Annotated in this window: 19 protein-coding genes and 1 pseudogene; 4 read left to right on the top strand and 16 right to left on the bottom strand. The window is 39.3% G+C overall.

Annotated elements, in window-relative coordinates:
- Positions 1-199: 199 nt before the first annotated feature.
- The 3 genes from ACZ48L_RS02105 to ACZ48L_RS02115 form a co-directional block, all read right to left on the bottom strand.
- Entirely contained in the window at positions 200-1,864 is a 1,665-nt protein-coding gene (locus ACZ48L_RS02105) for an AMP-binding protein (protein ID WP_314695201.1), read from the bottom strand.
- 185 nt (positions 1,865-2,049) lie between these two features.
- Positions 2,050-3,060 (bottom strand): iron ABC transporter permease, encoded by a 1,011-nt coding sequence (locus ACZ48L_RS02110; RefSeq protein WP_025791215.1) that lies wholly within the window; start codon positions 3,058-3,060, stop codon positions 2,050-2,052.
- Positions 3,060-4,169, bottom strand: coding sequence for an ABC transporter substrate-binding protein (locus tag ACZ48L_RS02115; RefSeq protein WP_278528834.1), 1,110 nt, complete (start codon positions 4,167-4,169; stop codon positions 3,060-3,062). Before ACZ48L_RS02115 ends, ACZ48L_RS02110 begins: the two co-directional genes overlap by 1 nt.
- A 128-nt stretch (positions 4,170-4,297) precedes the next feature.
- Here ACZ48L_RS02115 and ACZ48L_RS02120 point away from each other — a divergent pair, with 128 nt between their 5' ends.
- Together ACZ48L_RS02120 and ACZ48L_RS02125 are read left to right on the top strand one after the other, a co-directional pair.
- Complete coding sequence (locus ACZ48L_RS02120) at positions 4,298-5,764, top strand: SLC13 family permease (RefSeq protein ID WP_008822595.1); 1,467 nt, start codon at positions 4,298-4,300, stop codon at positions 5,762-5,764.
- A gap of 223 nt (positions 5,765-5,987) precedes the next feature.
- The gene (locus tag ACZ48L_RS02125) at positions 5,988-6,434 is read left to right on the top strand and encodes a NanQ anomerase/TabA/YiaL family protein (RefSeq protein WP_025791214.1); all 447 of its coding nucleotides are present in this window, start codon (positions 5,988-5,990) and stop codon (positions 6,432-6,434) included.
- Between the two features lie 84 nt (positions 6,435-6,518).
- Here ACZ48L_RS02125 and ACZ48L_RS02130 read toward each other — a convergent pair whose 3' ends face one another.
- The 13 genes and pseudogenes from ACZ48L_RS02130 to ACZ48L_RS02190 form a co-directional block, all read right to left on the bottom strand.
- Positions 6,519-8,120 (bottom strand): tetratricopeptide repeat protein, encoded by a 1,602-nt coding sequence (locus ACZ48L_RS02130; protein WP_025791213.1) that lies wholly within the window; start codon positions 8,118-8,120, stop codon positions 6,519-6,521.
- Positions 8,121-8,357: 237 nt separating this feature from the next.
- Positions 8,358-9,446: a TFIIB-type zinc ribbon-containing protein gene (locus ACZ48L_RS02135; RefSeq protein ID WP_008822598.1), complete on the bottom strand. Its 1,089-nt coding sequence runs from the start codon at positions 9,444-9,446 to the stop codon at positions 8,358-8,360.
- A gap of 13 nt (positions 9,447-9,459) precedes the next feature.
- A complete protein-coding gene (locus ACZ48L_RS02140; protein WP_025791212.1) occupies positions 9,460-11,421 on the bottom strand; it encodes a peptidase U32 family protein in 1,962 nt (653 codons plus the stop codon).
- The gene (metA, locus tag ACZ48L_RS02145; protein ID WP_025791211.1) at positions 11,421-12,338 is read right to left on the bottom strand and encodes a homoserine O-acetyltransferase MetA; all 918 of its coding nucleotides are present in this window, start codon (positions 12,336-12,338) and stop codon (positions 11,421-11,423) included. Before metA ends, ACZ48L_RS02140 begins: the two co-directional genes overlap by 1 nt.
- A gap of 415 nt (positions 12,339-12,753) precedes the next feature.
- Positions 12,754-14,787 carry a M13 family metallopeptidase gene (locus ACZ48L_RS02150; protein WP_025791209.1) on the bottom strand — a complete coding sequence of 678 codons (2,034 nt, stop codon included), beginning with the start codon at positions 14,785-14,787 and terminating at the stop codon, positions 12,754-12,756.
- A 6-nt stretch (positions 14,788-14,793) separates the two neighbouring features.
- On the bottom strand, positions 14,794-16,755 hold the full coding sequence (locus ACZ48L_RS02155; protein ID WP_025791208.1) for an ABC-F family ATP-binding cassette domain-containing protein: 1,962 nt from the start codon (positions 16,753-16,755) through the stop codon (positions 14,794-14,796).
- Positions 16,756-17,079: 324 nt separating this feature from the next.
- Positions 17,080-18,066 carry a hypothetical protein gene (locus tag ACZ48L_RS02160; RefSeq protein ID WP_025791207.1) on the bottom strand — a complete coding sequence of 329 codons (987 nt, stop codon included), beginning with the start codon at positions 18,064-18,066 and terminating at the stop codon, positions 17,080-17,082.
- Between the two features lie 598 nt (positions 18,067-18,664).
- Positions 18,665-19,138, bottom strand: a complete 474-nt coding sequence (locus tag ACZ48L_RS02165) for a hypothetical protein (RefSeq protein WP_025791206.1) — start codon at positions 19,136-19,138, stop codon at positions 18,665-18,667.
- 5 nt (positions 19,139-19,143) lie between these two features.
- Positions 19,144-19,275, bottom strand: coding sequence for a hypothetical protein (locus ACZ48L_RS02170; protein WP_257879285.1), 132 nt, complete (start codon positions 19,273-19,275; stop codon positions 19,144-19,146).
- Between the two features lie 615 nt (positions 19,276-19,890).
- Positions 19,891-20,412 carry a hypothetical protein gene (locus ACZ48L_RS02175; RefSeq protein WP_044113805.1) on the bottom strand — a complete coding sequence of 174 codons (522 nt, stop codon included), beginning with the start codon at positions 20,410-20,412 and terminating at the stop codon, positions 19,891-19,893.
- Positions 20,413-20,602: 190 nt separating this feature from the next.
- Positions 20,603-21,205 carry a hypothetical protein gene (locus tag ACZ48L_RS02180; protein ID WP_025791200.1) on the bottom strand — a complete coding sequence of 201 codons (603 nt, stop codon included), beginning with the start codon at positions 21,203-21,205 and terminating at the stop codon, positions 20,603-20,605.
- Positions 21,206-21,494: 289 nt separating this feature from the next.
- A pseudogene (locus ACZ48L_RS02185) lies at positions 21,495-21,692 on the bottom strand (IS982 family transposase); the annotation flags it as partial.
- Between the two features lie 106 nt (positions 21,693-21,798).
- Positions 21,799-22,026, bottom strand: coding sequence for a hypothetical protein (locus tag ACZ48L_RS02190; RefSeq protein WP_025791198.1), 228 nt, complete (start codon positions 22,024-22,026; stop codon positions 21,799-21,801).
- A gap of 342 nt (positions 22,027-22,368) precedes the next feature.
- Between ACZ48L_RS02190 and tnpA the strand changes: the two genes are divergently transcribed.
- Both tnpA and ACZ48L_RS02200 read left to right on the top strand, forming a co-directional pair.
- Positions 22,369-23,304: a transposon Tn4555 protein TnpA gene (gene tnpA / locus ACZ48L_RS02195; protein ID WP_004292844.1), complete on the top strand. Its 936-nt coding sequence runs from the start codon at positions 22,369-22,371 to the stop codon at positions 23,302-23,304.
- Positions 23,305-23,445: 141 nt separating this feature from the next.
- On the top strand, positions 23,446-24,564 hold the full coding sequence (locus ACZ48L_RS02200; protein ID WP_004338318.1) for a tyrosine-type recombinase/integrase: 1,119 nt from the start codon (positions 23,446-23,448) through the stop codon (positions 24,562-24,564).
- Positions 24,565-24,699: the final 135 nt, after the last annotated feature.

Raw genomic sequence — 24,699 nt, forward strand, 5'->3', positions numbered from 1 at the left:
TGCACAATTTTTCAAATTATGTGCAAAGATACGGACTTATGGGCATATTTCAAAATAAAATATGCAGAATTATTCAATAAAGGCAAACATAAATAGAAATAAGAAGATAAGTCCATTACTCAGCATTTAATATAAGATAAAAAACTAAGTAAACAAACTTATCTCTTTAAAGAAAAATTTCTTATGTAGCCTAATCTAACTATACATTCTGATAGAGGTAACGTTTTATACTCCTCTTTGGTGTTTTTGCAAACTCCTCATCACGTAATTCAATAGAAGAAAGCCTACAGAATGAAGGCAGAATTCCATTTAGTTCCAAACGATTTTGCTCCATGATATCCTCTAAATCTTCAGTAGAAAAGCCCATTGCCTTAGCTTCGTCCATCTCTGGATAGACCAATCCGACCAACTTGTCACCATGCTGAACAATAATACTTTCACTAACCATTGTCATGGAATTCAATTTATCTTCTATTTCTTCAGGATACACATTCTGACCATTAGACCCTAAAAGCATATTCTTTATTCTTCCACGAATAAAAAGATGACCGTCCTCACTTATCGTTGCAAGATCCCCCGTATGATACCAACCTTCTGCATCAAGTACTTCCTTAGTAGCTTCCTCATTTTTGTAATAACCCAGCATTACATTCTCGCCTTTAGTCAAAACCTCCCCTGGAATATTTAAAGGATCAGGGCTCTGTATCTTTATCTCCATATTTAGGACTGCTGTTCCACAAGAGCCTGGAACAAAGTCCTTATAATCACTATAAGTGACCATTGGACCACATTCTGTAGCTCCATAACCACTAGTAACAGGGAAGTCTATACTAAGTAAGAAATCCTCAATCTCCTTATTAAGTGCCGCACCACCCGTAATAATCTCATAGGCATTACCTCCAAAAGCATCCATAACAAGAGAGCGAATCTTCTCTTTAACTTTCTTATTCACCACTGGCATTTTTAGCAACATACGTGTAGCCTTATTTTGAATCCGTGGGAAAATGGTTTTTCGTATAATCTTCTCTACAACCAAAGGTACTGCTACTATAATAGCAGGATGAAGATCTGCACAAGCTTGTGCTATCAATGAAGGGCTTGGTAAACGAGTTAGAAAATAAAGATGATTCCCAAATGTAAACTCACTAATAAACTCACAAACCATACCATACATATGAGCCATAGGAAGCATACAAAGTATATTACTACCAGCTTTAATATGCGGTTTCAGATCACTGATTGCCCACTCCAAATTACTACGCATTGAACGGTAACTAAGCATTACTCCTTTGGAGAAGCCTGTAGTCCCACTTGTATAATTTATAAGTGCGAGGTCATCAGGAGCATCTTTGAAATATTCAACATGTTCTGGATGGAAGAATTTAGGATACTTCTTTCCAAACATGGCATTCAAATTCTCACGGGCATAAGTAAGAGCCTCAGAACGAGACATTATCAAAGAGAAATCTGGAAGATAAATAATCCCTTCCAATGCTGGCATTTGCTCCCCATCAATCGTTGTAGCAACAACATCACCAACAAATAGCAATTTTGCCTCAGAATGGTTAACAATATTGTATATTTGATCAGGGGTAAACTCATTCTGAACTGGCACTGCAACAGCTCCATAGGTCAATGTAGCAAAGAAAGCAACAGCCCAGGATGAAGAATTTCTACCACAAAGAGCTACTTTATCACCTCTTTTAAGACCACTATTCTCAAAAAGAATATGTAATTTCTCTATCTTGCGAGCCACATCATGATATTGAAGTGTAGTACCTAGATAATCTGTTAAAGCATCTTTATCCCAATTATCCTTTATACTATCCTCTATATATGAGTTAAAACTTTTTATAAATTCCATTGCACAAAAATATGATTTGCGTGCAAAGATAATGATTTCTTTGCGCAGTTACAAATCATTTGTGCAACAAATTCGCTATAATTAGCAAAAAGAATATAATGAACAGAGAACACAAAGAGAACGATATTACGCATTAAACTAGCATGATATCAGTTATAATAAAACTATCTAGGGAGTAAAAAGGCTTAATGCCGCTTCATAATCACATATATAATAATAGGTGCACCTATAAGAGGCGTAACAGCATTAAGTGGAAACACACCCGATTCTCCTGGTAAAAAACAAATAAGATTACAAAGTAGAGCAATTACAGTTCCAACAAGTAGCGTACCTGGTAAAAGCTTCTGATGGTTCTCTGTACGGAAAAGAAGTCTTGCAACATGTGGGACAGCCAGTCCGATAAATGAGATTGGACCACAGAAAGCAGTTGTTACAGCAGTTAGAATTCCGACAACAACCAATAGAATGTTACGTATTCTTCGGGTACTAATCCCTAAGCTCTCAGCATATTGTGGACCTAAAAGAAGGATATTAAGTGGCTTCACCAAAAGAAAAGAGGCTATAATCCCAGCAAGACATAGGAAGGCAAAGAGCGGAATATGGCTCATTGATACTCCTCCAAAGTTGCCCATGCCCCAAACAATGTAGCCCTTCACACCATCTTCGGACGAAAAGAAATTCAAGAGTGTGACAGCAGAAGAGGCTACGTAGCCCACCATTATACCAACAATAAGTAACAACACGCTATTACGCACCACAGATGAGAGGAACAAGATGAAAGCCGTCACTAAGATAGCACCTGCAAAAGCTACGATAAGAATAGCCAAGAAGCCTGATGCTGTGAACAGAGAAGTCTCTACCGTCCCACCCAATAGAAGCATGACCAACGCCACACCCAGGCTGGCTCCAGAACTAATACCAAATACATCTGGTCCTGCCAATGGGTTACGAAAGGCTGTCTGCAACATCAAACCACAGACTGCCAGTGAACTTCCACATAGCATAGCCGTCAGAGCTTGCGGTAGCCGACTATCCCAAACGATAAAACGCCAGCTCTCTTTCCCCGTAAAACTACCAGCAAGAATAGTCCAAATATCAGACAATGGAATATGAACTGAGCCTGTCATAAGGTTCAGTCCAAACAATATTATGATACTTACTGATAGGACTACAAAAAGAAAGATATTCCGTTTCATCACTTTAACTTATGATAATACCGCATAGGAGCAATATGTAAGTCGGGATGGAAGAGCTGAATCAAGTCACTAAGTAACCAGTCTGGACGCCAACTAACCTCCTCAAAGTAAGGTATACTATCCACCTTACACCCATAAATTTCTCCCGTTCGACAAGGTTTAAGCATGCTATATCCTTGAAACTCTGCCAATAACTTCGCACGATTGAAGTCACCTCTATAGCTAAGAATCCAGAAGTCACTCTGCCCAAATTTATCCAATACTGTTTCGAAAGGCATAGACAAACTACCGCTATGCTTATCTTTAGCATAGGCATACACGCCATGAGCATCCTTATACAGCAGACCTACGCTACTTTCCCCACCTGGTAGATACCATACTGGACCTACTTTCCTATCGGGTAAAACACTGCGTGTTATCCTACTTTGGTTTGCTTTCTCGCTCAAAGCCTGATAATTCTTTTCAACAACAGCAAACAAGGAATCGGCTTCACGCTCTCGACCAAAGAGTAATCCGTAGAACTTCATCCACTCTGCACGCCCCAAGGCAGACTCCTCCATATAATCAGCGCATTCTATAACAGGTACGCCTATCTCTTCTAAGCGTCCATAATCACCACCGTTTTCGAAAGGAGAAAGCAAGATTGCTTCAGGCTTTAAATCTATGATTTGTTCCACATCAGGTTTCATAGCATCCCCACAGTTCACGATTCCACCTTTACTATGTGCTCGCCTCTGAATATCAGGAATCAACATATACTTTAGATCTGCCACACCAGATATAGACTTTCCTGCATGTAGCATTTCCAATAGATTAGCATGAGCTGACGTAAAGACTACGCTTCGCTGAATAGGAACATCCACACGTACTCCATCCGATATATTCTCCGACTCAGCATTACGCGGCATGAGATAATATGTCTGTAGGATTTTTCTCTTCTTCCAAGGGTTCAGTAACTTTACAACAACATAGCCATCTTTATGCTCCATTGTGATATTCCGAGCATATTTAAACCCTGTTTCCCCTACCTCTTCATTTGCTTTTTGCTGTCGAAGACCACAGGAAACCAACAATGAGAAACAAAGGATAAGTACTGATAATTGGCGCATAATTTAGAAAATTGATATGCAAAATTACAAAAAAAGAGGGATTCTTTGCCCGTTAAGAATATTTTTTGTACTTTAGCCGCCATAAATAACTAAACAATCTAAAATTATTAACAAAACAACTAACTACCATGGCAGAAGAAAATTCTAATGCTTTAAGCACCCATATCGACATGAAGAAGTTATGGGAACTATTATCAATTGTAGTGGTGACAGTCATTATTTGGAACTTACCAACCAGTACTTTCGGAATTGACGGTCTCACAGTAGTTCAACAACGTATCATTGCCATCTTCGTTTTTGCTACACTCTCGTGGCTAACGGAATGTATTCCGGCGTGGGCGACATCTCTCAGCATTATGACCATCATGTGCGTTACGGTGTCAAAGAATGCCTTCGGAGTCTTTAAGCATGACGGAGTTGGAGACCTTCTTGACTCAAAGGAGATCATGGCATCCTTTGCAGATCCTATCATTATGCTCTTCTTAGCAGGTTTTATTTTGGCAATTGCCGCTTCTAAATCGGGGCTTGATACACTTCTTGCGCGCAATCTTATCAAACCTTTCGGTAAGAAGAGTGAAAATGTTCTCTTAGGATTTCTCCTAATCACAGGTCTTTTCTCTATGTTCATCTCGAATACAGCTACAGCAGCTTTGATGCTAACCTTTCTTACACCTGTTTTTGCAGCTTTACCTGCCACAGGAAAAGGACGTATTGCTTTGACTCTATCAATCCCTGTTGCAGCAAACCTTGGCGGAATGGGTACCCCTATTGGTACTCCTCCTAACCTCATTGCGCTGAAATATCTCAATGACCCTGCAGGTTTGAACATGAATATCGACTTCTTCCACTGGATGGCATTCATGACTCCATTGGTAATTATCCTATTAATCATCTCTTGGCGTATTATCCTACATTTCTTCCCCTTTACCCAAAAGACTATTCATCTAAAGATTGATGGTGAGGTTCATCGTGGTTGGCGCATGTGGGTAGTAATCATTACATTCATAATCACCATACTCTTGTGGGTTATCCCAAAGGATGTAACAGGTATTGACACAAATACTGTATCAATGCTACCAATGGGAATCTTTGCTATTACAGGTGTCATAACAGCCAAAGACTTACAAGAAATCAACTGGAGTGTCATATGGATGGTAGCTGGAGGATTTGCCATCGGTTTAGGCATGAATGGTTCTGGGTTAGCAGACGCGGCAATTGAGAGTATACCTTTCGGCAACTGGAGTCCTATCGCTATTCTTGCTATCTCTGGTCTAATCTGCTACTTCCTTTCCAACTTCATCTCTAATACCGCAACGGCTGCTCTCCTAGTACCAATTCTTGCTGTTGTATGTCGCGGTATGGGTGACAAGTTAGGTGGTATCGGTGGAACAAGTACAATCCTCATTGGTATTGCTATCGCAGCATCAACTGCCATGTGCTTACCTATTTCTACTCCTCCAAATGCGATTGCTTATTCAACAGGATTAGTTAAACAGAACGAAATGCTGAAAGTAGGCCTCACATGTGGACTTATATCTCTTATTCTTGGATACCTACTACTATACTTTATTGGCCAAATACACTTTATAGGATAGAATTCTAAACAAAATATCTTTTAAAACAAGAGGGTATATCAGAAATGTAGATATGCCCTCTTTTGTTTTTATTAATCGAAAGGTTCATGTGACATAATTATAGTACTTTACAAAGGCTCTAGCATATACTAATCAATGTTTCTAAAAAGAATTAATACCTTTATTCTTTGATTTTAAGAAATAAAACAGTACGTTTGTAATAACAAAAATAAAACACAGGGAAATGATTATAGCAGATTTAGAATCTTGTAGACGCTACTATGCTTTACATGAAGAAATGGAGGAACTATTCAGATATATTAGGAATCATGATTTCAGTTGTCAAGCGCCAGGCCGGATTACTCTTTTGGGAAATAAGCTTTTTATCAATCTTGATGAAGTTGAACTAAAGAGTAAAGAAGAGCAATACCTTGAATTTCATCAAAGATATATTGATGTTCAAATCCCCTTATTAAAAGAAGAAGTAATGGGCTGGAGTCCTATAAATTTGTTAGGGAATCCAGATATAGCCTATGATTCAGAAAAAGATTGTGGATTCTATAAACGTTCTGGACACGAATATTTTAAAGTAAAACCAGGACAATTTACAATATTCTTTCCAGAGGATGCACACGCTCCTATTATCGGAGAAGGGAGACAAAAGAAACTAGTAGCAAAGATAAAAGTGTAATATTACAAATACAGAAAGGAAAAGGTAGGTAATCTAGATTACCTACCTTTTCCTTTCGTACTAAGAGTTCTTATCCTTTAGTAGTTATTTCACTTTCAATAATTTCTCATAGTCCTTATACCCCTTTAATGACTGAAGCCAAGGATGATCACGCATGATAGCCCAACTATTATAACCCTTTTCAATACATAATTCTAAGTGATGTGTAGCCATAACTTTATCATCTAGCAGAGCATAGAAACAAGCCACATCAAAGAGGGCATTACGATTATTACTTGCATCCTTCAAACATTTGGCAACATTCTCTTTTGCTGTATTATCAATTCCTAAGAAGTGCTGAGAAATAAAAGTTGCTGCTGACGGTGTTCCCACACTATCTTTTTCTATCGCTTTACGAAAGTCTCCTTGTGCTTCCATTCTCTTTCCAAGTCCCATATTCAACCAACCGCGCATAAGATAAATACGAGCATCAGGGTCTTCAGAGAGAGTTATTGCTGCATCCATATCCTTAAAAGCATCAGCCTTCAGTCCACGCATGATATATGCCATTCCACGCATATAATGTACCCCAGCATCATTATTAGCATCAAGGCTAGCAGTATATTGCTTAATAGCATCACTGTATTTCCCCTGATCATAGAGAATATCTCCATGTGTAGAAAGATAATCAGACATATCAAGAGAAGAATCACGCGCTATCTGCTCAGCCTTTAATACCCATTTTTCTGCATCTGCATAATGATTGTCATAATAATACTCCCTTGCAATATTATTAGCTGTTCCTGCATTCTTCTCTAGACCAAATGCCTGCTGATAAGCTTTCAAAGCTAAAGAATGGTCACCCGCATTCGAATAAATTGAACCCAAAGTAAAGGGATATAACTGTTCCTTAGGATCAGCTTTCATACGTGTATTAAGCTGTTCTATCACAATCTCACGAATAGGTATGGAATCTGTCAGTGAAAGCAATAACTTATACCCATCTATATTATCCGTCTTAACCAAAGTCAAAAGATCATCAATACCCTTCTCATATTTATTATCAGTACAATAGCTTATGGCACGATTTAAGAGAGCCTTCGGATGAGATGGGTCAACAGCCAACACCTTATTATAGTACTCCATCCCTTTTGATAGCTTATCCTCATTAACATACGTATCACCAATATCACACATGATGTCAAGATTACCAGGATCTAATGATAAAGCCTTCTGATAGTCTGAGCGTGCCTTGGCATAATCTTCCAATGTCTCATTAAAATAATCAGCACGTGCCTTTAACATAGAAACATTCTTTGGCATACGTTTAACCCCTTCATTGTAAACAGGAAGGACCTGATCAGCCATATCAACGGCTGTCAACAGTTTTGCCTTGATGTTATATGCTTTCACTAGTGTCTCCTCATCAGTCTTGGGAATAAACTTTATAGCATTGTCTATGGCCAAGAAGGAGCTATCAGCTTTATTCTCCTTAGCATATACGACGCACATTAGTGACCAAGCATAACCATTCTTGGGATTAGTTCCCAATTCTCGCAGAAGATACGATTTCCCTGTAGCAATGTCATCATTTTGAATGGCTTCTACAGCATGCGTGTAATTGTAGCTCGTCTTTTGTGCCCTAACAACATGACAATTAAGAACGAGGAACAATCCTGCAACAAGTATAAATTTAGTTCTAATCATAAATAATATTTGAGTTTATAGTTAATCATTATTAGGTGACATTACTCCCTATGGATTAAAAACCTGTTTGATAGACAGAAAGAGTTATTTTAACAGATCTATAAACCATCCACATAACAATTGCAAAGATATAAAATTATCCCCAAAACATAGCTATTTATAATCTTTATTTCAGAGAGCACTGATACTTTTTGTGCTAGACTATGCCATATCTTTTTATATTCTATTTAATAACCCTTATTCGTTAATAGCTCCACAATACGGGCATCTACCTTTCCGGTGCAACCGTTTACCACAATTTCCACAATAGTATGTCTCACTGCTCTTATGTATATAGACATGAAAAGCATAATAAATATAAGCCATTAGCAGAGGATATCCTATATAATATAGTGTAAGGACCGAGAACACAATATAATTTACAGCACAGACTGCAGCCAATCCACTAAGATAGAGCAATGCTTCACCCGATTTCAACAGTCTTCTGACATCATCTATTGTGGCAATGGCTATAATAAGCATAGCCCACACCAAGACTAAAAAGATATTAAGAAGTAAGGGCTGAGAGAAGGGATTAAGAGAGGGATGAAAATAGAACTCACGCCACGTCTCTGGTGCAAAGAGCTGTATACTGGCATAGAAGGAAGCCGACAGAGCTACTATCACTGCCAAGAGTGTTGGATAAAAAGAATTAATATCATTGAAATGTACGAGTTTTGCATTATGTTTGAGAATCTTTCGGGCAAGATACCCCACAGCTATAATAGATATTACTATTAGGAAGATCAGCAGGTGGACATTTGAGAAGGTGGAAATAAATTGGGAGATTGGGTCGGCTGGAGCAACCTGCTTTAACAGGCGTCCTTCATGAATCCATCCAAAAGCATAATCTTCTGTAGCAATCTTAATCCAAACAGAATCCTGTTTATCATAAGGAAGAATACGCACATCCGCTACAACAATCTCTTTACCTTTCTTTACTGCAAAGGAATCAGTTCTCATGCCATTAACAGCTTCCTCAGGCTGCTGACGTAATAACATAAGTGAGTCGGATGTAACAACAAAGTTATAGCCTGGAGAATAATGATGCTTCACCCGGAAAGATAGAGAATCCACCTTGTCGGTAATACCATCCCATTTATCATCCGTACTATCTTTTTGTTTCAAAATGGAATCACCTCCCGCAGCTATTCTTCGGGAGATCTGTGCTTCTTGTATGCTATCAGACAAGCGGAAGGAGGATGGAGTCTTCTTATGGTAGCAGCCTGCCAACTGTATCACGACTGCTAATAGTACTATAAATAGTAAAAAGGGGTGTCTTCTCATATCAATATTTCTTTTATTCAGGAAGTACATTCATCTGACAGTTCTTACAATCAAACTCTAAACGGAAACGACGTTTATCGGACAACTCTAGATAGAGAGGCTCATGCCACTTAGGGCTCTTCCCTCCTCGCTTAACACAATAGCCTAGTGAATAACGAATACAATGACGACATTGCATGAGGAGAAGATCAGCCTCGCCCTCCTGTCTTAAACCATTAGGCTGCTGACATTCAAAGGCTGATTCTGACTTTGATAAGCCTTGATATTCATAGAACTTACGTGCAGCATCATTAGATATATTATAAAGGTAAGGCAATTCATTATATTGAGAAGGATTAACCAAAGAGAACTGCTGTCTTTTTCGTATACCTTGTCCCTTATCATTGGTTTGACGATGGGTAACCACACGCTTCATTTGCAGTACTTGTGTGTCAAGCTGCTCCACTACCTTCCGTCTTAGTTCTGCAAGAATACTACTAGGAATAAAGTAACTGTCTGCCCCATCTTCTATATCAATCTCCGAACATTCATAAACAGTATTACCCAGCTTGGATAACTGTCGCACGATGTTATCATGCTGTGGCTTCTGTGCCAATTGGTGAGCAAAAGTTATAGCAGTCCTTCTCTGGTCTAAAGAGGTGATATTGGCATCTACCTTGAAGCCGTCGTTTGTTAGTCCAAACCTCATTCCAATAGGGATCTTACGTACAGCAGTTGTCCCACTCAACTCCTTATCAAAAGATTGGTCTTGATTACGATACAAAGCCATACCGGGCTTTAAACCCTTTGGCATCTTAAATGGATAAAGGCGATTGCCTACTGCACGATTAACACGGAAACCTTGTAAGACAGTTGATGGGTTAATGGAATTACGTCCGCTCTCCACTTGCCCACCGGAGTTCTCTCCCACTTGTCCACTCGCCAAGAAACATAGTCCATCCCCATTGGCAAATGTTGCTGTTCCTGCAACATTAAAACTATCTCTGCGAATTTCTTTAACCCTCCCAACATATTCTCCCAATGCTTTTGGCGTATCGGGTGAAAATATATCGGGCTGTCGTCCATTGAGAAAATAATTGGTATACCCACGATTGAAAGTCTTCTTCAAATCAGGTGTAAACGTATACTGTACTCTGCCGAGTGAAGCTCTGCAAAACTCTTTTGGATATTTACCAATAATCTCATTTATACGCTGACTATAGGCTGATACTACGTTCTTCACATAATTGATATCCTTCAATCGCCCTTCAATCTTGAAGGCACATGCACCCGAACGCATCAGTGTCTCAAGATTATCAATCTGGCTCATATCCTTCAGAGAAAGCAGATGCTTCTGATGTTCTATAGTCTTACCGTCAGAATCCTTCAGATCAAATGCTAAACGACAGAACTGTGCACAAACCCCCCGATTGGCTGACCGTCCGAAACAATATTGTGATGCATAGCAAATACCACTATAACTTACGCAAAGTGCTCCGTGCACAAAGGCTTCCAGCTCCAGATCAGGTAAATGCTTATGAATGCCACTGATCTCTTCAGACGATAGTTCACGAGCCAACACTACACGATCAAAACCTTGTTGGCTCAACCACGATGCCTTCTCCCACGTGCGCGTGTCACATTGTGTACTGGCATGAAGTGCTACTGTCTCTGGTACAATCTTCTTCACTTCACTCATCAGCCCCATATCCTGCAAAAGGAAAGCATCTACTCCTGCCTCAACTAACTCCCTGACCAAGGCGATTGTTTCCTCCAGTTCGCTATCATAGATAATCGTATTGATGGTTACGTGGACCGTAGCACCAAAGCGGTGGGCGTACTCACACAATTCATGAATATCTTCAACACTATTGCCTGCCGACTGGCGTGCACCAAAACGTGAAGCACCTATATAGACAGCATCAGCACCATGGTCAATCGCAGCGATACCACATGCTAAGTTCTTTGCCGGAGCAAGTAATTCAATTGTCCTCATCAACCAATATCCTCAATATTAAACGGCGTTTCCTGATAAACATAGTAGTTAATCCAGTTAGAGAAAAACAGGTTTGCATGGGCACGCCACGTCACACGTGGTCCCTTATCTGGGTCGTCCTCAAAATAGTAATGCCTTGGCAACTCAACATCATCACGCTTCCCAAGATCGCGCCGATACTCTTTATCCAGTGTGTCTGGTGCATACTCCAGATGACCCGTAATAAAGAACTCTCTACCACCACGCGACATTACCATAGACACACCACTCTCTCCTGACTCGGCAATTATCTCAAGGTCGCCAACTTTGTTTATGTCCTCACGCCTCACCTCCGTATGCCGGCTCTGTGGCATGCGAAAGACATCGTCAAAACCACGGAAGATTGACAGTTCTGGTTCAAGCGGAACAGTCGGGAAGATGCCAAACATCTTCTTCGCCAATGGATGTTTTGGGATTCCATAGAAATGATACAGTCCTGCCTGTGCTGCCCAACAGATATAAAGGGTTGAGGTGACATGCGTCCGAGCCCAGTCGAAGATTTCCTGCATCTCATCCCAATACCCCACTTCCTCAAACGGTATCGTCTCAAGGGGAGCACCAGTAATAATCATTCCGTCGAACTTCTGCGTACGCAGTTCTTCAAACTCTTTATAGAACATCATCATGTGTTCAACAGGCGTGTTCTTCGGCGTATGACTCTTCAACTTCATAAAACTTATTTCCAACTGAAGCGGCGTGTTCGAGAGCAAACGCACAAGGTCGGTCTCTGTCGTAATCTTCAGAGGCATAAGGTTGAGAACAACAATTCTCAATGGACGAATATCCTGCATATGGGCACGTGAGTCATCCATAACAAAGATGTTCTCACGCTTTAATATCTCTATTGCTGGAAGCCGGTCAGGCAATCTTAATGGCATATCTTGTTCTTTCTTTCTACAAAACAGATACAAAGATAATGATTAAAAGACAAAACAGGCAGAATAAACCAAAAGTTTTAAAGACAGAATGTATAGAAAGATAGAATGACACAAAGATATAAAAGTTCTCCAGTCCTATTAAGAAGGGAGTGTCCTAACGTGTAATTGTGGGGAAATATTCCTACCCATAACACGAAGAAGTGCTTCTCTCCTTTTTATAGAGTAAGGAGACCTTATCACCATTCTTTTGATAAAGGAAAAAATCTTATTGCAAGTTAGGTCGAGGAAAAAGAACCCTTTCCCATAGCTATGGGAAAGGGTTAAAAAACTTGGAATATAGATCAAATCCTATCTTAGGATTTAAGAATATTAGTAATAGCTCAATATGTTATTATAAAATATTTCTGTATGTCTCTTACCAGAGCTTTAGGCGTTTACTTTCTGGAATAAAGAGTTTATCACCCTCTTTCACACCAAAGGCTTTATACCACGCATTGATATGTGGCAGGGCACCATTCACACGCCATTCACCAAGTGAATGAGGATCACTTTTCACACGACTGCGAATCTCCGCCTCAGTTATATTGTTTGCCCAAACTCCAGCATATGCGATAAAGAAACGCTGCTCTGGTGTAAAGCCCATAATTGTTTTACCAGCTTTTGCTTCTGGTGTCTTCATAAAGGCATTGAAGGCAACCTCAAGTCCTCCATGGTCAGCAAGATTCTCACCAAGGGTAAGCTTACCATTTGCATAAAGGTCGGGCAGAACTTTAATTGCGCTGAAGAAATCAGCATACTTTCCTGTACGTGCTTCAAAGTTTTTGCCATCTTCTGCTGTCCACCAGTCGGTCATGTTTCCATCTTTGTCATAATGACGCCCCTGATCATCAAATCCGTGTGTCATCTCATGTCCGATAACTACACCAATAGCACCATAATTGAATGCATCGTCAGCTTTCGGATCAAAGAAAGGATATTGAAGGATACCAGCAGGGAAACAAATCTCGTTCGTCGTTGGATTGTAATAAGCATTAACTGTTTGTGGAGTCATCAACCATTGGTCCTTATCAACAGGTTTGCCAGCTTTCTCCTTGATGGCGTCCTCTGCCCAGAACTTCTTACAATTCTGTACATTCTCATAATAAGACTTCTTTGGATCAATCGTCAGTTTACTTAAATCTTTCCACTTGTTAGGATATCCCACCTTCACATAGAATGTAGAAAGCTTCTCAAGAGCAGCTTTCTTCGTAGCTTCACTCATCCAGTCTTGTGCCTTAATACGCTCAGCGAGGCTTACCTGTAAGTTCTTAACCAACTCCTCCATGCGCTTCTTACTCGAAGCTGGGAAATAACGCTCACAATAGATGCGCCCAAGTGCTTCACCCATCTGACTCTCCGTCTGCTGTGTGGCACGCTTCCAACGGGGATAGTCAACTTTCGTCCCACGCATGGTCTTACTAAAGAAGTTAAAGTATTCCGCACGGATGTTATCACTCAGATAGTTGGCAGAAGAAAGTATTACATCCCACTCCATGCGTGCACGAAGTTCGTCAGCATTACTTGTTGCAGCAAGTTTATCAACACCAGCAAGGAAAGCTGGCTGCCCAACAACCATTGACTGAATATACTCACTCTTTATACCTTCTGCATTTGCAAGTTGCTCAAGAGGGATGTTAGGGTAGTTTGTTTTGAACTCACCAAGTGTCATCTTGTTATAATTTGCTTCCACATCACGCAGTTCAGTACGACTCTTTGATAGTAGAGCTAGCATAGTCTCATAACGCATAATAGCATCACGCTTGGCTTGTGCCTGTGCATCAGAGAATCCATAAAGACGGAACATATCAGCAATAAACTGGCAATAAGCTTTGCGGATGTCGCTTGTTGCTTTATCATTATCAAGATAATACTCCTTTTGTCCAAGAGAAAGTCCTCCCTGCGAAATATTAAGAATATTCATCTTGGCATTCTTTTCGTCAGCATCAAAGCCATATTCAAATGGAATACCATATCCGAAAGAGGCATACTTCAGTTGAAGAGCACGAAGATCATTGAGAGTTCTTGCACCTTCCATTTCATCTATCAAGGGTTTAACAGGGCTAACACCTTCCTTGTTTCGGCGAACAGAATCCATAGCAAGCTTATAAAAATTGCCTAACTTCCACTCAACACTTCCTTCCTTACCCTGCTTCTTGAGCAGATCCGTAAGAATAGTATTAATACGCTTGTTATTATTCTCTTGCAACTGATCAAAAGAACCGAAACGAGAGAAAGCAGCAGGAAGTGGATTAAGTTTCTGCCATCCTCCTGTTGCAAACGTAAAGAAGTCGTCTGCCGGACGTACCGACTTGTCTAGATTCTCAGCCTTGATACCAGCTTGTCCCTGTGCCATACCAGTGATAGGTGCAGATGCGATAAGCATCATAGATAAAAGTGTTTTGATACGCATATTCTTTTATTTATTAAGTTGTTCTAATTGTTCTGAAAATATCATCCAGTTATCATTCTCCTCATCAAGTTCACGTTGCAGATTAGTATATTCGGTGACAAGTTCCATATCTGAAGCATTCTCAGGCTTGAGTAGTAGTGCATCTAATTCACTCTTCCGCGCTTCCAACTTCGCTATTTTAGCCTCAGATTCCTCCACAGCACGCTGTGCCTTGCGAATCTTCTTCTGTTGAGCTTTATGTTCAGCATAAGAATTCTCTCCCAGCCCTTCCGAAACATTTTTTCTATCATTGGATGATACAAGTGAGCCAATCTCTGTACTCTCTTCCTTTGGAGAGAGTTGGAGAGAGTTTCTAAGCCAATCATAAATACCACCAAGATGCTCTCTCACCTTTCCACCACCAAATTCATAAACCTTACTCACCAAACCATCAAGGAACTCGCGGTCATGACTTACAATAATGGCTGTACCATCAAAGCTTTTAATCGCTTCCTTCAATACTTCTTTAGAAGGAATATCAAGGTGATTCGTTGGCTCATCAAGAATCAGGAGGTTGACTGGTTCTAACAGAAGTTTTATCATGGCAAGGCGTGAGCGTTCTCCACCAGAAAGTACCTTAACGTACTTTTCTGACGTCTCACCACCAAACATAAATGCTCCAAGCAGGTCATTTATCTTCAATCGCATTTCACCTGTTGCCACGCGGTCAATGGTTTCATAAATTGTCAGATTCTCATCTAATAACTGTGCTTGGTTCTGTGCAAAGTAACCTATCTGCACGTTATGTCCTATTTTTAATGTTCCCTCATAAGGTATTTCTCCCATGATACACTTCACAAAGGTTGATTTTCCTTCACCATTCTTACCCACAAAGGCTACCTTCTCACCTCGTTTGATGGTTAGGTCAACACCTTCAAACACAGTTTGTCCAGGTCCGTCACTATGTAATCGGCTTGGATAGACTTTCTTCAAACTCTCTGCTATGATAGGATAATCTCCACTTCTTAAACATGGAGGAAACTTAAGGTGCATAGCGGAATTATCTACCTCATCTACCTCTATAGGTACTATTTTCTCCAACTGACGAATACGTTGTTGAACTTGTACAGCTTTAGTTGCCTGATAACGAAAACGCTCAATGAAAGCTTTTGTATCAGCAATCTCTTTCTGTTGGTTCTCATACGCACGAAGCTGTTGTTCACGACGTTCTTTTCGCAGAACGAGATACTCATCATACTTCACACGATAGTCTTCTACATGCCCACAAGTAATTTCCAATGTTCGGTTAGTAACATTATTAACAAAGGCTCGGTCATGACTGACCAGGACTACAGCCTTGGCACTTTGGGCAAGAAACTGCTCAAGCCATTGAATTGATTCTATATCCAAATGGTTAGTAGGCTCATCAAGCAGAAGAACATCAGGACGACGAAGGAGTATCTTTGCCAACTCTATACGCATACGCCAACCACCCGAAAACTCACGAGTAGGTCGTCCGAAATCTTCACGTGTAAAACCAAGTCCTGTCAACGTACGTTCTATCTCTGCTTCATAGTTTTCCCCTCCCATCATCATATAACGCTCATGCTCTGTTGTGAAGCGTTCAACCAAGTCTGCATAGCTTTCGCTTTCATAGTCTGTACGTTCAGCCATCTCCTGCTCCATCTGCTTCAGACGTGCTTCAATCTTTGTTGTATCAGAAAATGCTTTACGTGTCTCCTCTTTTACTGTTGTATCATCGGAAAGTTTCATTACCTGTGGTAAATACCCAACAGTCGTATCATTAGGAATAGACACTGTTCCACTGGTGGGCTTCTGTAAGCCACAGAGAATCTTCAACATTGTAGATTTCCCTGCACCATTCTTACCTACTAACGCTATCCTATCTCTCTCATTGACGACAAATGATACATCCTTAAATAAAGGCTTCACGCCAAATTCCACCGTCAGTCCATCTATTGATATCATCTCTTTCTTATACTTTGAATCTTTACTTTGAGTTTCATTATCTCTGCAGAAAGTTTTCCAACTTGTATACATCACAACGTTCAGAGTCTTATTCCCAAAGTCTTATGTCATGCAAAGATACTATTTTATTTTGATAAAGAGATGTTTTTATATACGTTAAAGGGAAAGACAATTGCTTCTATAAAAGAAAAAAGCTGTATTCAAAGCGAAGTTACGGGAAGACACGCATCAAATAAAAAGAACACACACAGCCTCAAAACCTGTATGACACGAATAAAGTTGCCCACATTATACTATTATGCAACATTGTGGCATGCAGACTTGTTATTTCCTAACATGCCACGTAATATTCTCTGTAGACATCTCGTGACCCTCCTCTGCAAAGTTGATTCCTTTAGGACTAGGACCAGTAACAGATATGTCCATTACCATAATTACATTACGTTTTAAGGTAACGGTTGTACTTGCTTCTTCTATACTACCATCAGCCTTTGTCCACTTCATCTTTACAGTAATATCTCCTTTATACCCATCTTTACAAGCATCACTAATCATATTGAAAGAATAGACAGATAACTTATCATAGGCTGGATCAGTGGACTTTACGGTAAGTGTATAATGGAGATAATCTATCTCTAACTCGCCTTCTTCTGGAGGGGCAATCTTAAAATGAAGTCCAAAAGCCGCATGCTTAAGATTAAGTGTTAGGTCATTAGCGCTCTTGGGATCAAAGTCTTCAATAACGGCATAAGATTTTATGAGTCTTGGGTACATTGTTATGTCCTTTGCAGAGACATTTGTCTTACCATCCAAGATATGACCCAAGTTATCTTTTGTTGACATAATGAAAGAATTCTCAACTTTAGTAGGCTTATCTGTTCCATGCAGGAAAGGCAAGAGATACTCATTATCTTTATTATAGATAGTATCTTCACCATTCTCTGTCATTAAGCACTCTATCTTATACAAACTACCTTCTGTCATTCTGATAGCGATATTAGAAGGATCAGAGAAAAGACCATAAGCATACTTCGAATAGGACTTCGCACCTTTTCGCTTTTCATAAATATTAAGAGCATAAAGCTTAGTCTTTTCTGCACGACTTTCTAAAATACCACTCATTCGGGGCTTGGAACCTGCCATCGCTCCTTCTTCTGCAAGATCTACATGAATTGCAGTAGGATGTACGGAGATTATTTTAGTAATCTTTTGTTCCTTACCCCTTTCTTCATCACCAGACAAAACGGCTTTCTCGCATGAAGTAAACACACATGCTATAAATAAAAGCCATAACCATTTAGTTGTTTTCATATTATTGCCTTTCAGTATATTAAATTCGGCTGACAAAGATAAAGAAAAAGTAAATACAAGTCAAGTCATCAGAGGGTCTATAACGTTATTTAACATTATCAGAAAAACATTCCACTATAAATTGTTTCTGCATAATAACCTTTAATAAGATTTACAAGAATAAAGACATGCATACAATATAATTGTACAAAAACATCACCAAATGAGGAAAAACAGTAGACAACAGTGCTTATTCTGTATAGTTTTATGTGTTCAACCATTACTCCTCAACCCCTAATTCGTTTTTCATCTTAGTTACTGTCACATTTAACACTTCATATAATCAATTTATTATTAGATGTTTAGAGAAAAGTAAATGGTGATTGGAGTGACAGCAAAATTGAAAATGATATGTGGTAAGCAGCATTATGAGTACGATGCACCATAACTTACGCCAGTCCGGGTTCAGTTTAGTATATAAAAAGTCCTAACTTCCTTGATTCCTCCATATAAATAGGTAATGCTTCAGCTTTATTCTCATAATTTGAATGGAGTTTTCCATGTCCCCTCTGATCTTTTGATTACCAGGCAGAGGAGCATAGCTGGACTATTCCACATCTTACTGACAAGAAGGAAATTCAAAATATTTGGTACCTTCTATTATTTCTGGGGGAGCTTGAGGTTTGAAAACCATTAATACCAAAGGTTTTTCCTTAATAACATCATTTAATAAAAATATATCATCATCTATTAAGCATGATAAGTTTGTCAAGAATTCACAAATCTTATTGTGAACATCCAAACTATCAACAAATCTTGCATCAATGTCCATTTCTAACTGTTCTGTACTATTTAAGTACCACCTTAGTATGGGCTTTTTATATAAAAAAAGAGTTATAATCTCACTACAAATATCATGCTCTATACCTTCTGCAAAACCTTTAAATCTCTCTTCCATAGAAACAAAAGGAGTTTGACAGATATAGTTATAAATAGCTTTCAATGCGCCCTTTTTAAGGTGTAGAGCAATTACATCTCTGATATAATCGTCATTTGTATAATATATATTTTTTTTTATTTGATACCAGTCCATAACTACTATTTTGTTCGTTCTTTGAAATCTCTAAAGCCATTAAATTTTCCTTCACGACTTATGTTAAAGCCGCGTCCAGAAACTTTATCATATACTGTTTTTGTCCCATTTGTTTCTATATCAAGTTGTATCTTCATCCTCAACAGCCTTTGCTAAAGACCATGCAGGCGTATGTTTATATAACCTAAAATCATCTCCTAACATATCTTTTACGTTAGGCTCTATACAGGAAAAACAAACGAATAACACTAAGAATGAAAGGTACTTCATACTCATAATAATTTTATTCTTTATATCTTAAAATCCTTTCTATAAGTAAAATGAAAAAGCTTAAAATCCATATGTAGTATCCAATCTGCAATGAAACAATATCACTATGTTTTCCTGCTTCATTAATAACAATATAGGGGCATCCGTGGAATAAGCATCCTAAAATGAGACAGCCTGTTAATAATATTATACCGAGACATTTACTTTTTATAAATAAAGATATCAAGAAAAGAATATTCGCATACCATGATATATAATAAACAGTTAGTTCGCTATTTATAAATACTCCAGCCCATCCAAAAAATAAAGCTGTGTATCCCATGTAATCAAAGGAACTATCTCTTACAGAAAAGCATGGTAGAAAGCAGCTAATTATAAATGTAATTAGACCTATAAAAGTAATAACTCTCATGTTCATTTATACCCCTTTCTATTTAATTTGTTATAACTCAATCTGTAAAGTATGTCTTGAAAGAACTAACTTATTTATAAGTTATACCTACGCTATCTATATAATATACATCAGGAAAAGGTTCCTTTAGCAAAAATCGTACTACGATATGATTGATGATCGAGTCCCCGTAAATCTGATACAGGCTATCTGATTCTTGAGATGTTGAGATTTTTTGCTGAATTCCTTTACATTCTATTCTAAATCCACTACTTGTCCACCTCCCTCCAGAACCCGTTGGAATATAATACAATACTGGGAGTTGTTTGGTGAGATAACCTTTCAAACTTCTGCTTCTCAAATCGCATATACTATAAAAGATTAACCAAACTGCAAAAAACGCACAGCCTACAACATAAGAGTAGTAATGCAGTTTATTCTTTATTTTAAGTATTATATAAGAAAATAAAAAGATTAAAATGTTTAATGATATCATATAGAAATACGTATCTGTAATGACATTCGCTCCCATATAGAGTAGTATCAACAGCCCCGCTAAGGCCAAAAAATACCAAGTTGCTTCTTCCTTTAATATTTTTTTTAGATTCATCATCTCGTAATTTTTTTATAAATTACACTTCCTTCTTTTGAAACTGTATTCGTCCCTATACTATTAAAGAACCTTCTGGTACAGACTTTTCTTCTCATAGAACTTAGACGGAGCATTGCTCATCCGTAACCATAGGGATGGGAGATGTACAACTGAAAGCGTCTTTATGGAAAAGACCATACAGTATTGTGTATTAATCCCAATAGATAGAGTGTGGATTGAGTTCCCTTGTTATTTTAATCTCCTTATCTACATTGGCAACTAACATTCCATCAGGTTTTATGTTATAAATGCCATTTGAATAACATAATAACATTGTATCAATCCATAACTCTAATGAATCATAAATCATAATAGGATCTACAGATAATGTTACTTGTGGACTATAATAATATAGTGCTCCAATGGTTTTACTTTTCGGCGACAAATCAATCAGTATGGGATCTTCCATGATACCATTATAAATAAAAGGAAGCATCTTTCTATGTGCAAAAAAATCATCTGTTGTTGCATCTAACATGTACAAACTCGTAGTAATTGAAACTTTTGCGGGATTACCTATTGTAGAAAGTTTTACCTGATTATTTATATTAAAAAGAATATTCTCATCTGCCCCTGTAGCCCAATCATAAAAATCAAGTAGCATTTGAAGAGGGCACATTCCAAGATTTGTAAGCACATGAGCAGTTTGATCTCTGTCAAAACCATCATTACTATCTCTTAACAATCTAAGAATGGGGCTCTCTATTCGAATTAATTCACTTTCCAGTAAATTTAATTTCTCCTTTAAGTTCATCGTAAATTATCATTATATTGTTGATACTGCATTTCTATATTCATTGATGGTGTGGGAAATGTCAGTTGAGTTTCAGGGACATCATCCCCTCCTATGACGCTCATCACAGCATTGGAGAGACGAATATCCTACACCACAAACCGACACCCACTGTAAGGCTCAATGCCTGCAGACGCTCAGTGTTATGTGTTTTGTCATGGCTATGATGGCTATGTTATTCTCTTTTTGAAAAGAATAGATAATCCAAGCATAGCACTTTCTAAGGCAAATATACAACTTTATTTTGTAAATGTTTGAAGCAACAATAACCAGAATCGTGGAAAAGGATCATTCTCAGCATAACTTCTGCCTTTGACATTGTAGAATTTCGATGATATTTCCTTTTTCCTGTAGGTTTTAGCGTATATTTTGCTGTCATTGCATCAAAAAACTTGCAGAAGTCATCTGCCATACAAAATATTTCAGTAACTTTGTCCTCGGTGATCATAGCGATTTTTGTTTGTAACTGTTTGTATATTAGTTCTTTAAAGTTACAACAAATTTCGCTAATCACCAAATTTATAGACACTTATAATTCGTCGAACTCACGTTTATTATAAAAAATCTTTTTGGTTGATGGGAATTGTTACAGAATACTTTTTTTCAAATAGTTTTATAGGTGACAGACTATCTATATCCTCAATCACTTTATCTATTTTTTTATTTGAAGTTGGATATTCAACAGAATATTGCTTACCTTTAGTCAGGATTATAATGCCCCAAGTATCATTACTACCTCCAGGATAAAAATCATTAACTTCCTTTTCTGTATTTATAACCATAGAACAACCAAAACTAATCAGAAATATCCGAGTGTAAATCTTTAATTACCAGCATATTCTAAAATTTAACACTTTTCGGTTGCCATTTGTCGCTTCCCAAATTTCCACATATTTTTGAGACGTATTTCTGACGTGGAGAATTTGCGGGGCTTGTTTTTTGTCACACCGTGCAGACAGTTGACAAGGGTTTACAACCGTTTACGACAAGCGACAATAACCGCCCCGATATGCGGAAACAGTCACACTGTGTAGAAAAGCGACAATGGTTGACTTCCGTTCACATCCGTTTACCATTTCAGAGATATAGGATTGAAGAAATGAACCATTAAACGATAAAACGGTATGAAAGCAACCAGAAAATGCAGTTTTTGCGGCAAGTCCTTTGTAACCCGAAGCGGTATGCAAAGATATTGCAGTGAGGCTTGTCAGGCAGAAGCCAAACGAGCCAGAGTGATGCAGAAGAACAACCTCTTCAAAGTCGCCCAACCCTTGATGGAGATACAGCATCAGGAGTATCTCACCTTTTCCAAAGCAGCCATCCTCATGGGCTGTTCCCGACAGTACATTTACAAACTTGTAGCCATCGGCAAGCTGAAAGCCTCACGCATCAGCAACCGCATGGCATTCATCCGCAGAGCCGACATCGAGCAGATGTTGGAGGGCAATCCCTATCACCGCATCCTGCCCGGCAACACCTCCACACCAAGGAAATCATCTTCATCTTCCTTACCTGCCAAAAGAGAAAAAAGGGAAAAGGAAAGCGAAGAAGTGTTGGACTTCTATTCGGGCGAGGAGGTGATGTCCCTTTTTAAGGTAAAGCAGTCATGGCTTTACACTTCCGCCAAGCGTAACCATATCCCCATCTGCCGTATCGCAGGAAAGAACTATTACAGCAAGAAGCATATTGACGAGTTTTTCGGTGTGGCAGTTGATATTAGCGAAATTACCGACTGGCTACTGACCGAGGAGGTGGAGGAACTGTTCGGCATGAAGCCGACCGCACTCCGTGCCTACACCTATCGCCATAAGATACCCACTAAAAGAGAGTACGGGCGTACCTATTACTCCAAATCACATTTGAACGAACTCCGCAGAACTGACCTTGTGAACGATGAACGCTACTATACCGTTGAGCAGGTGCAGCAAATCTATGGTCTTTCGTCAGCCAACATCTGCCATATCGTCAAGGTGAAGCACATCGAAAAGATAAAGGTGGGTGTGAAAAACCTGCTTTTGCGCTCAGATGTGGAGCGTGTCATGGCTGAAAGGAACAAATAACCGTGAAAAATCGGGATTATCGAAAATTATTTCAAAATGATGTATCGTGGAGGTATTCACGGATATTTCACGTTGTTCCTTTGCCATCGGAAACATGGATACAACTCCAAAATGTATACAACCAATTAAAACATAATTATTATGAGTAAATGCAAAACAGTTACCTTGCGTAAGCGCAAGATTAAGAACGGGACACAGTATTCACTATGCCTTGACTACTATCCCGGCTACCGTGACAATGTCACCATGAGAGTGATTACACGTGAAGCCTTAGGAATTTACATCTTCGCCAAACCTGCAAACCAGCAGGAACGGGACTTCAACGCACGCATGATGAAGAAAGCGGTCATCCTGCGCAACCAGCGCTACGAAGCCATTTTCAATGAAAACAACGGCTTTTTTGACAAGACCAAGATGAAGGGCGATTTCCTTGCCTATTTCAAAGGACTGGCTGACCGCAAGAATATCAAGTGGCAGCACGTATACAAGCATTTCCAGCGGTTCGTGAACGGCAAATGCACCTTTGAGGAGGTGGATGTGGATTTGTGCCGCAAGTTCATGGAATACCTGCTTGATGCACCCCAATCCATCCACACCAACCAAAAGCTGCACATCAACTCCGCAGCAGGCTATTGGTCAACTTTCCGTGCCGTGCTGCACACCGCTTACCGTGACAGGAAGATAAAGGAGAACCCAAACGGCTTCTTAGACCGCATCGAGTGCATTCCCACCATCAGGGAGCATTTGAGCCAAGAGGAACTGATACGGCTTGCCGAAACACCCTGTGAGGAGGAGGTCTTGAAAAAAGCTTTTCTTTTCGCCTGTCTTACGGGACTGAGAAAGAGCGACATCAGACAGCTCACGTGGCAGCAGATACAACCATACACCAACGGCAGGATGTTCGTTACCACCCGTATGCAGAAAACCAAAGAAATAGTGCATAACCCCATCAGTGATGAAGCCTATGGACTGCTGGGAGAACGGGGCGAGGGACTTATCTTTGAGGATTTCAAGGACAAGATGCTGCAAGGACCACTCCAACGGTGGCTCACGGCAGCAGGGATAACCAAGAAAATCACCTTTCACTGTACCCGCCACAGCTTCGGAAGCCTGCACGTGGAAATGGGAACGGACATGGCTGTCATCCAAGCCTATCTCGGACATAAGAACATTACCACCACACAAATCTATTCCAAGATAGCAGCGCAGCAGATGTGTCAGGTGGTGGACAAGATAACCTTGAAGCGCAAGGAGGCATAAATGTCTCACATTGACAGGTATTCAGAGGGGCGGTTATGGCTACAAGGCTATAATCGCCCCTCTATGTTTTTGGCTTGATGCCACCATTTATAAGCCCCTCAGAGTATGAAACAGAGTATGATATGATGACATTTC

The organism is Prevotella histicola (assembly GCF_055385135.1).

Excerpts from the sequence above, each read along its gene's own strand:
- metA (WP_025791211.1), bottom strand. The coding sequence starts at position 12,338 with ATGCCATTAAGATTGCCTGACCGGCTTCCAGCAATAGAGATATTAAAG.
- ACZ48L_RS02190 (WP_025791198.1), bottom strand. The coding sequence starts at position 22,026 with ATGGTTATAAATACAGAAAAGGAAGTTAATGATTTTTATCCTGGAGGT.
- ACZ48L_RS02180 (WP_025791200.1), bottom strand. The coding sequence starts at position 21,205 with ATGAACTTAAAGGAGAAATTAAATTTACTGGAAAGTGAATTAATTCGA.
- ACZ48L_RS02200 (WP_004338318.1), top strand. The coding sequence starts at position 23,446 with ATGAGTAAATGCAAAACAGTTACCTTGCGTAAGCGCAAGATTAAGAAC.
- tnpA (WP_004292844.1), top strand. The coding sequence starts at position 22,369 with ATGAAAGCAACCAGAAAATGCAGTTTTTGCGGCAAGTCCTTTGTAACC.
- ACZ48L_RS02165 (WP_025791206.1), bottom strand. The coding sequence starts at position 19,138 with ATGGACTGGTATCAAATAAAAAAAAATATATATTATACAAATGACGAT.
- ACZ48L_RS02115 (WP_278528834.1), bottom strand. The coding sequence starts at position 4,169 with ATGCGCCAATTATCAGTACTTATCCTTTGTTTCTCATTGTTGGTTTCC.
- ACZ48L_RS02140 (WP_025791212.1), bottom strand. The coding sequence starts at position 11,421 with ATGAGGACAATTGAATTACTTGCTCCGGCAAAGAACTTAGCATGTGGT.
- ACZ48L_RS02170 (WP_257879285.1), bottom strand. The coding sequence starts at position 19,275 with ATGAAGATACAACTTGATATAGAAACAAATGGGACAAAAACAGTATAT.
- ACZ48L_RS02175 (WP_044113805.1), bottom strand. The coding sequence starts at position 20,412 with ATGATGAATCTAAAAAAAATATTAAAGGAAGAAGCAACTTGGTATTTT.
- ACZ48L_RS02155 (WP_025791208.1), bottom strand. The coding sequence starts at position 16,755 with ATGATATCAATAGATGGACTGACGGTGGAATTTGGCGTGAAGCCTTTA.
- ACZ48L_RS02135 (WP_008822598.1), bottom strand. The coding sequence starts at position 9,446 with ATGAGAAGACACCCCTTTTTACTATTTATAGTACTATTAGCAGTCGTG.
- ACZ48L_RS02120 (WP_008822595.1), top strand. The coding sequence starts at position 4,298 with ATGGCAGAAGAAAATTCTAATGCTTTAAGCACCCATATCGACATGAAG.
- ACZ48L_RS02110 (WP_025791215.1), bottom strand. The coding sequence starts at position 3,060 with ATGAAACGGAATATCTTTCTTTTTGTAGTCCTATCAGTAAGTATCATA.
- ACZ48L_RS02160 (WP_025791207.1), bottom strand. The coding sequence starts at position 18,066 with ATGAAAACAACTAAATGGTTATGGCTTTTATTTATAGCATGTGTGTTT.
- ACZ48L_RS02130 (WP_025791213.1), bottom strand. The coding sequence starts at position 8,120 with ATGATTAGAACTAAATTTATACTTGTTGCAGGATTGTTCCTCGTTCTT.
- ACZ48L_RS02125 (WP_025791214.1), top strand. The coding sequence starts at position 5,988 with ATGATTATAGCAGATTTAGAATCTTGTAGACGCTACTATGCTTTACAT.
- ACZ48L_RS02150 (WP_025791209.1), bottom strand. The coding sequence starts at position 14,787 with ATGCGTATCAAAACACTTTTATCTATGATGCTTATCGCATCTGCACCT.
- ACZ48L_RS02105 (WP_314695201.1), bottom strand. The coding sequence starts at position 1,864 with ATGGAATTTATAAAAAGTTTTAACTCATATATAGAGGATAGTATAAAG.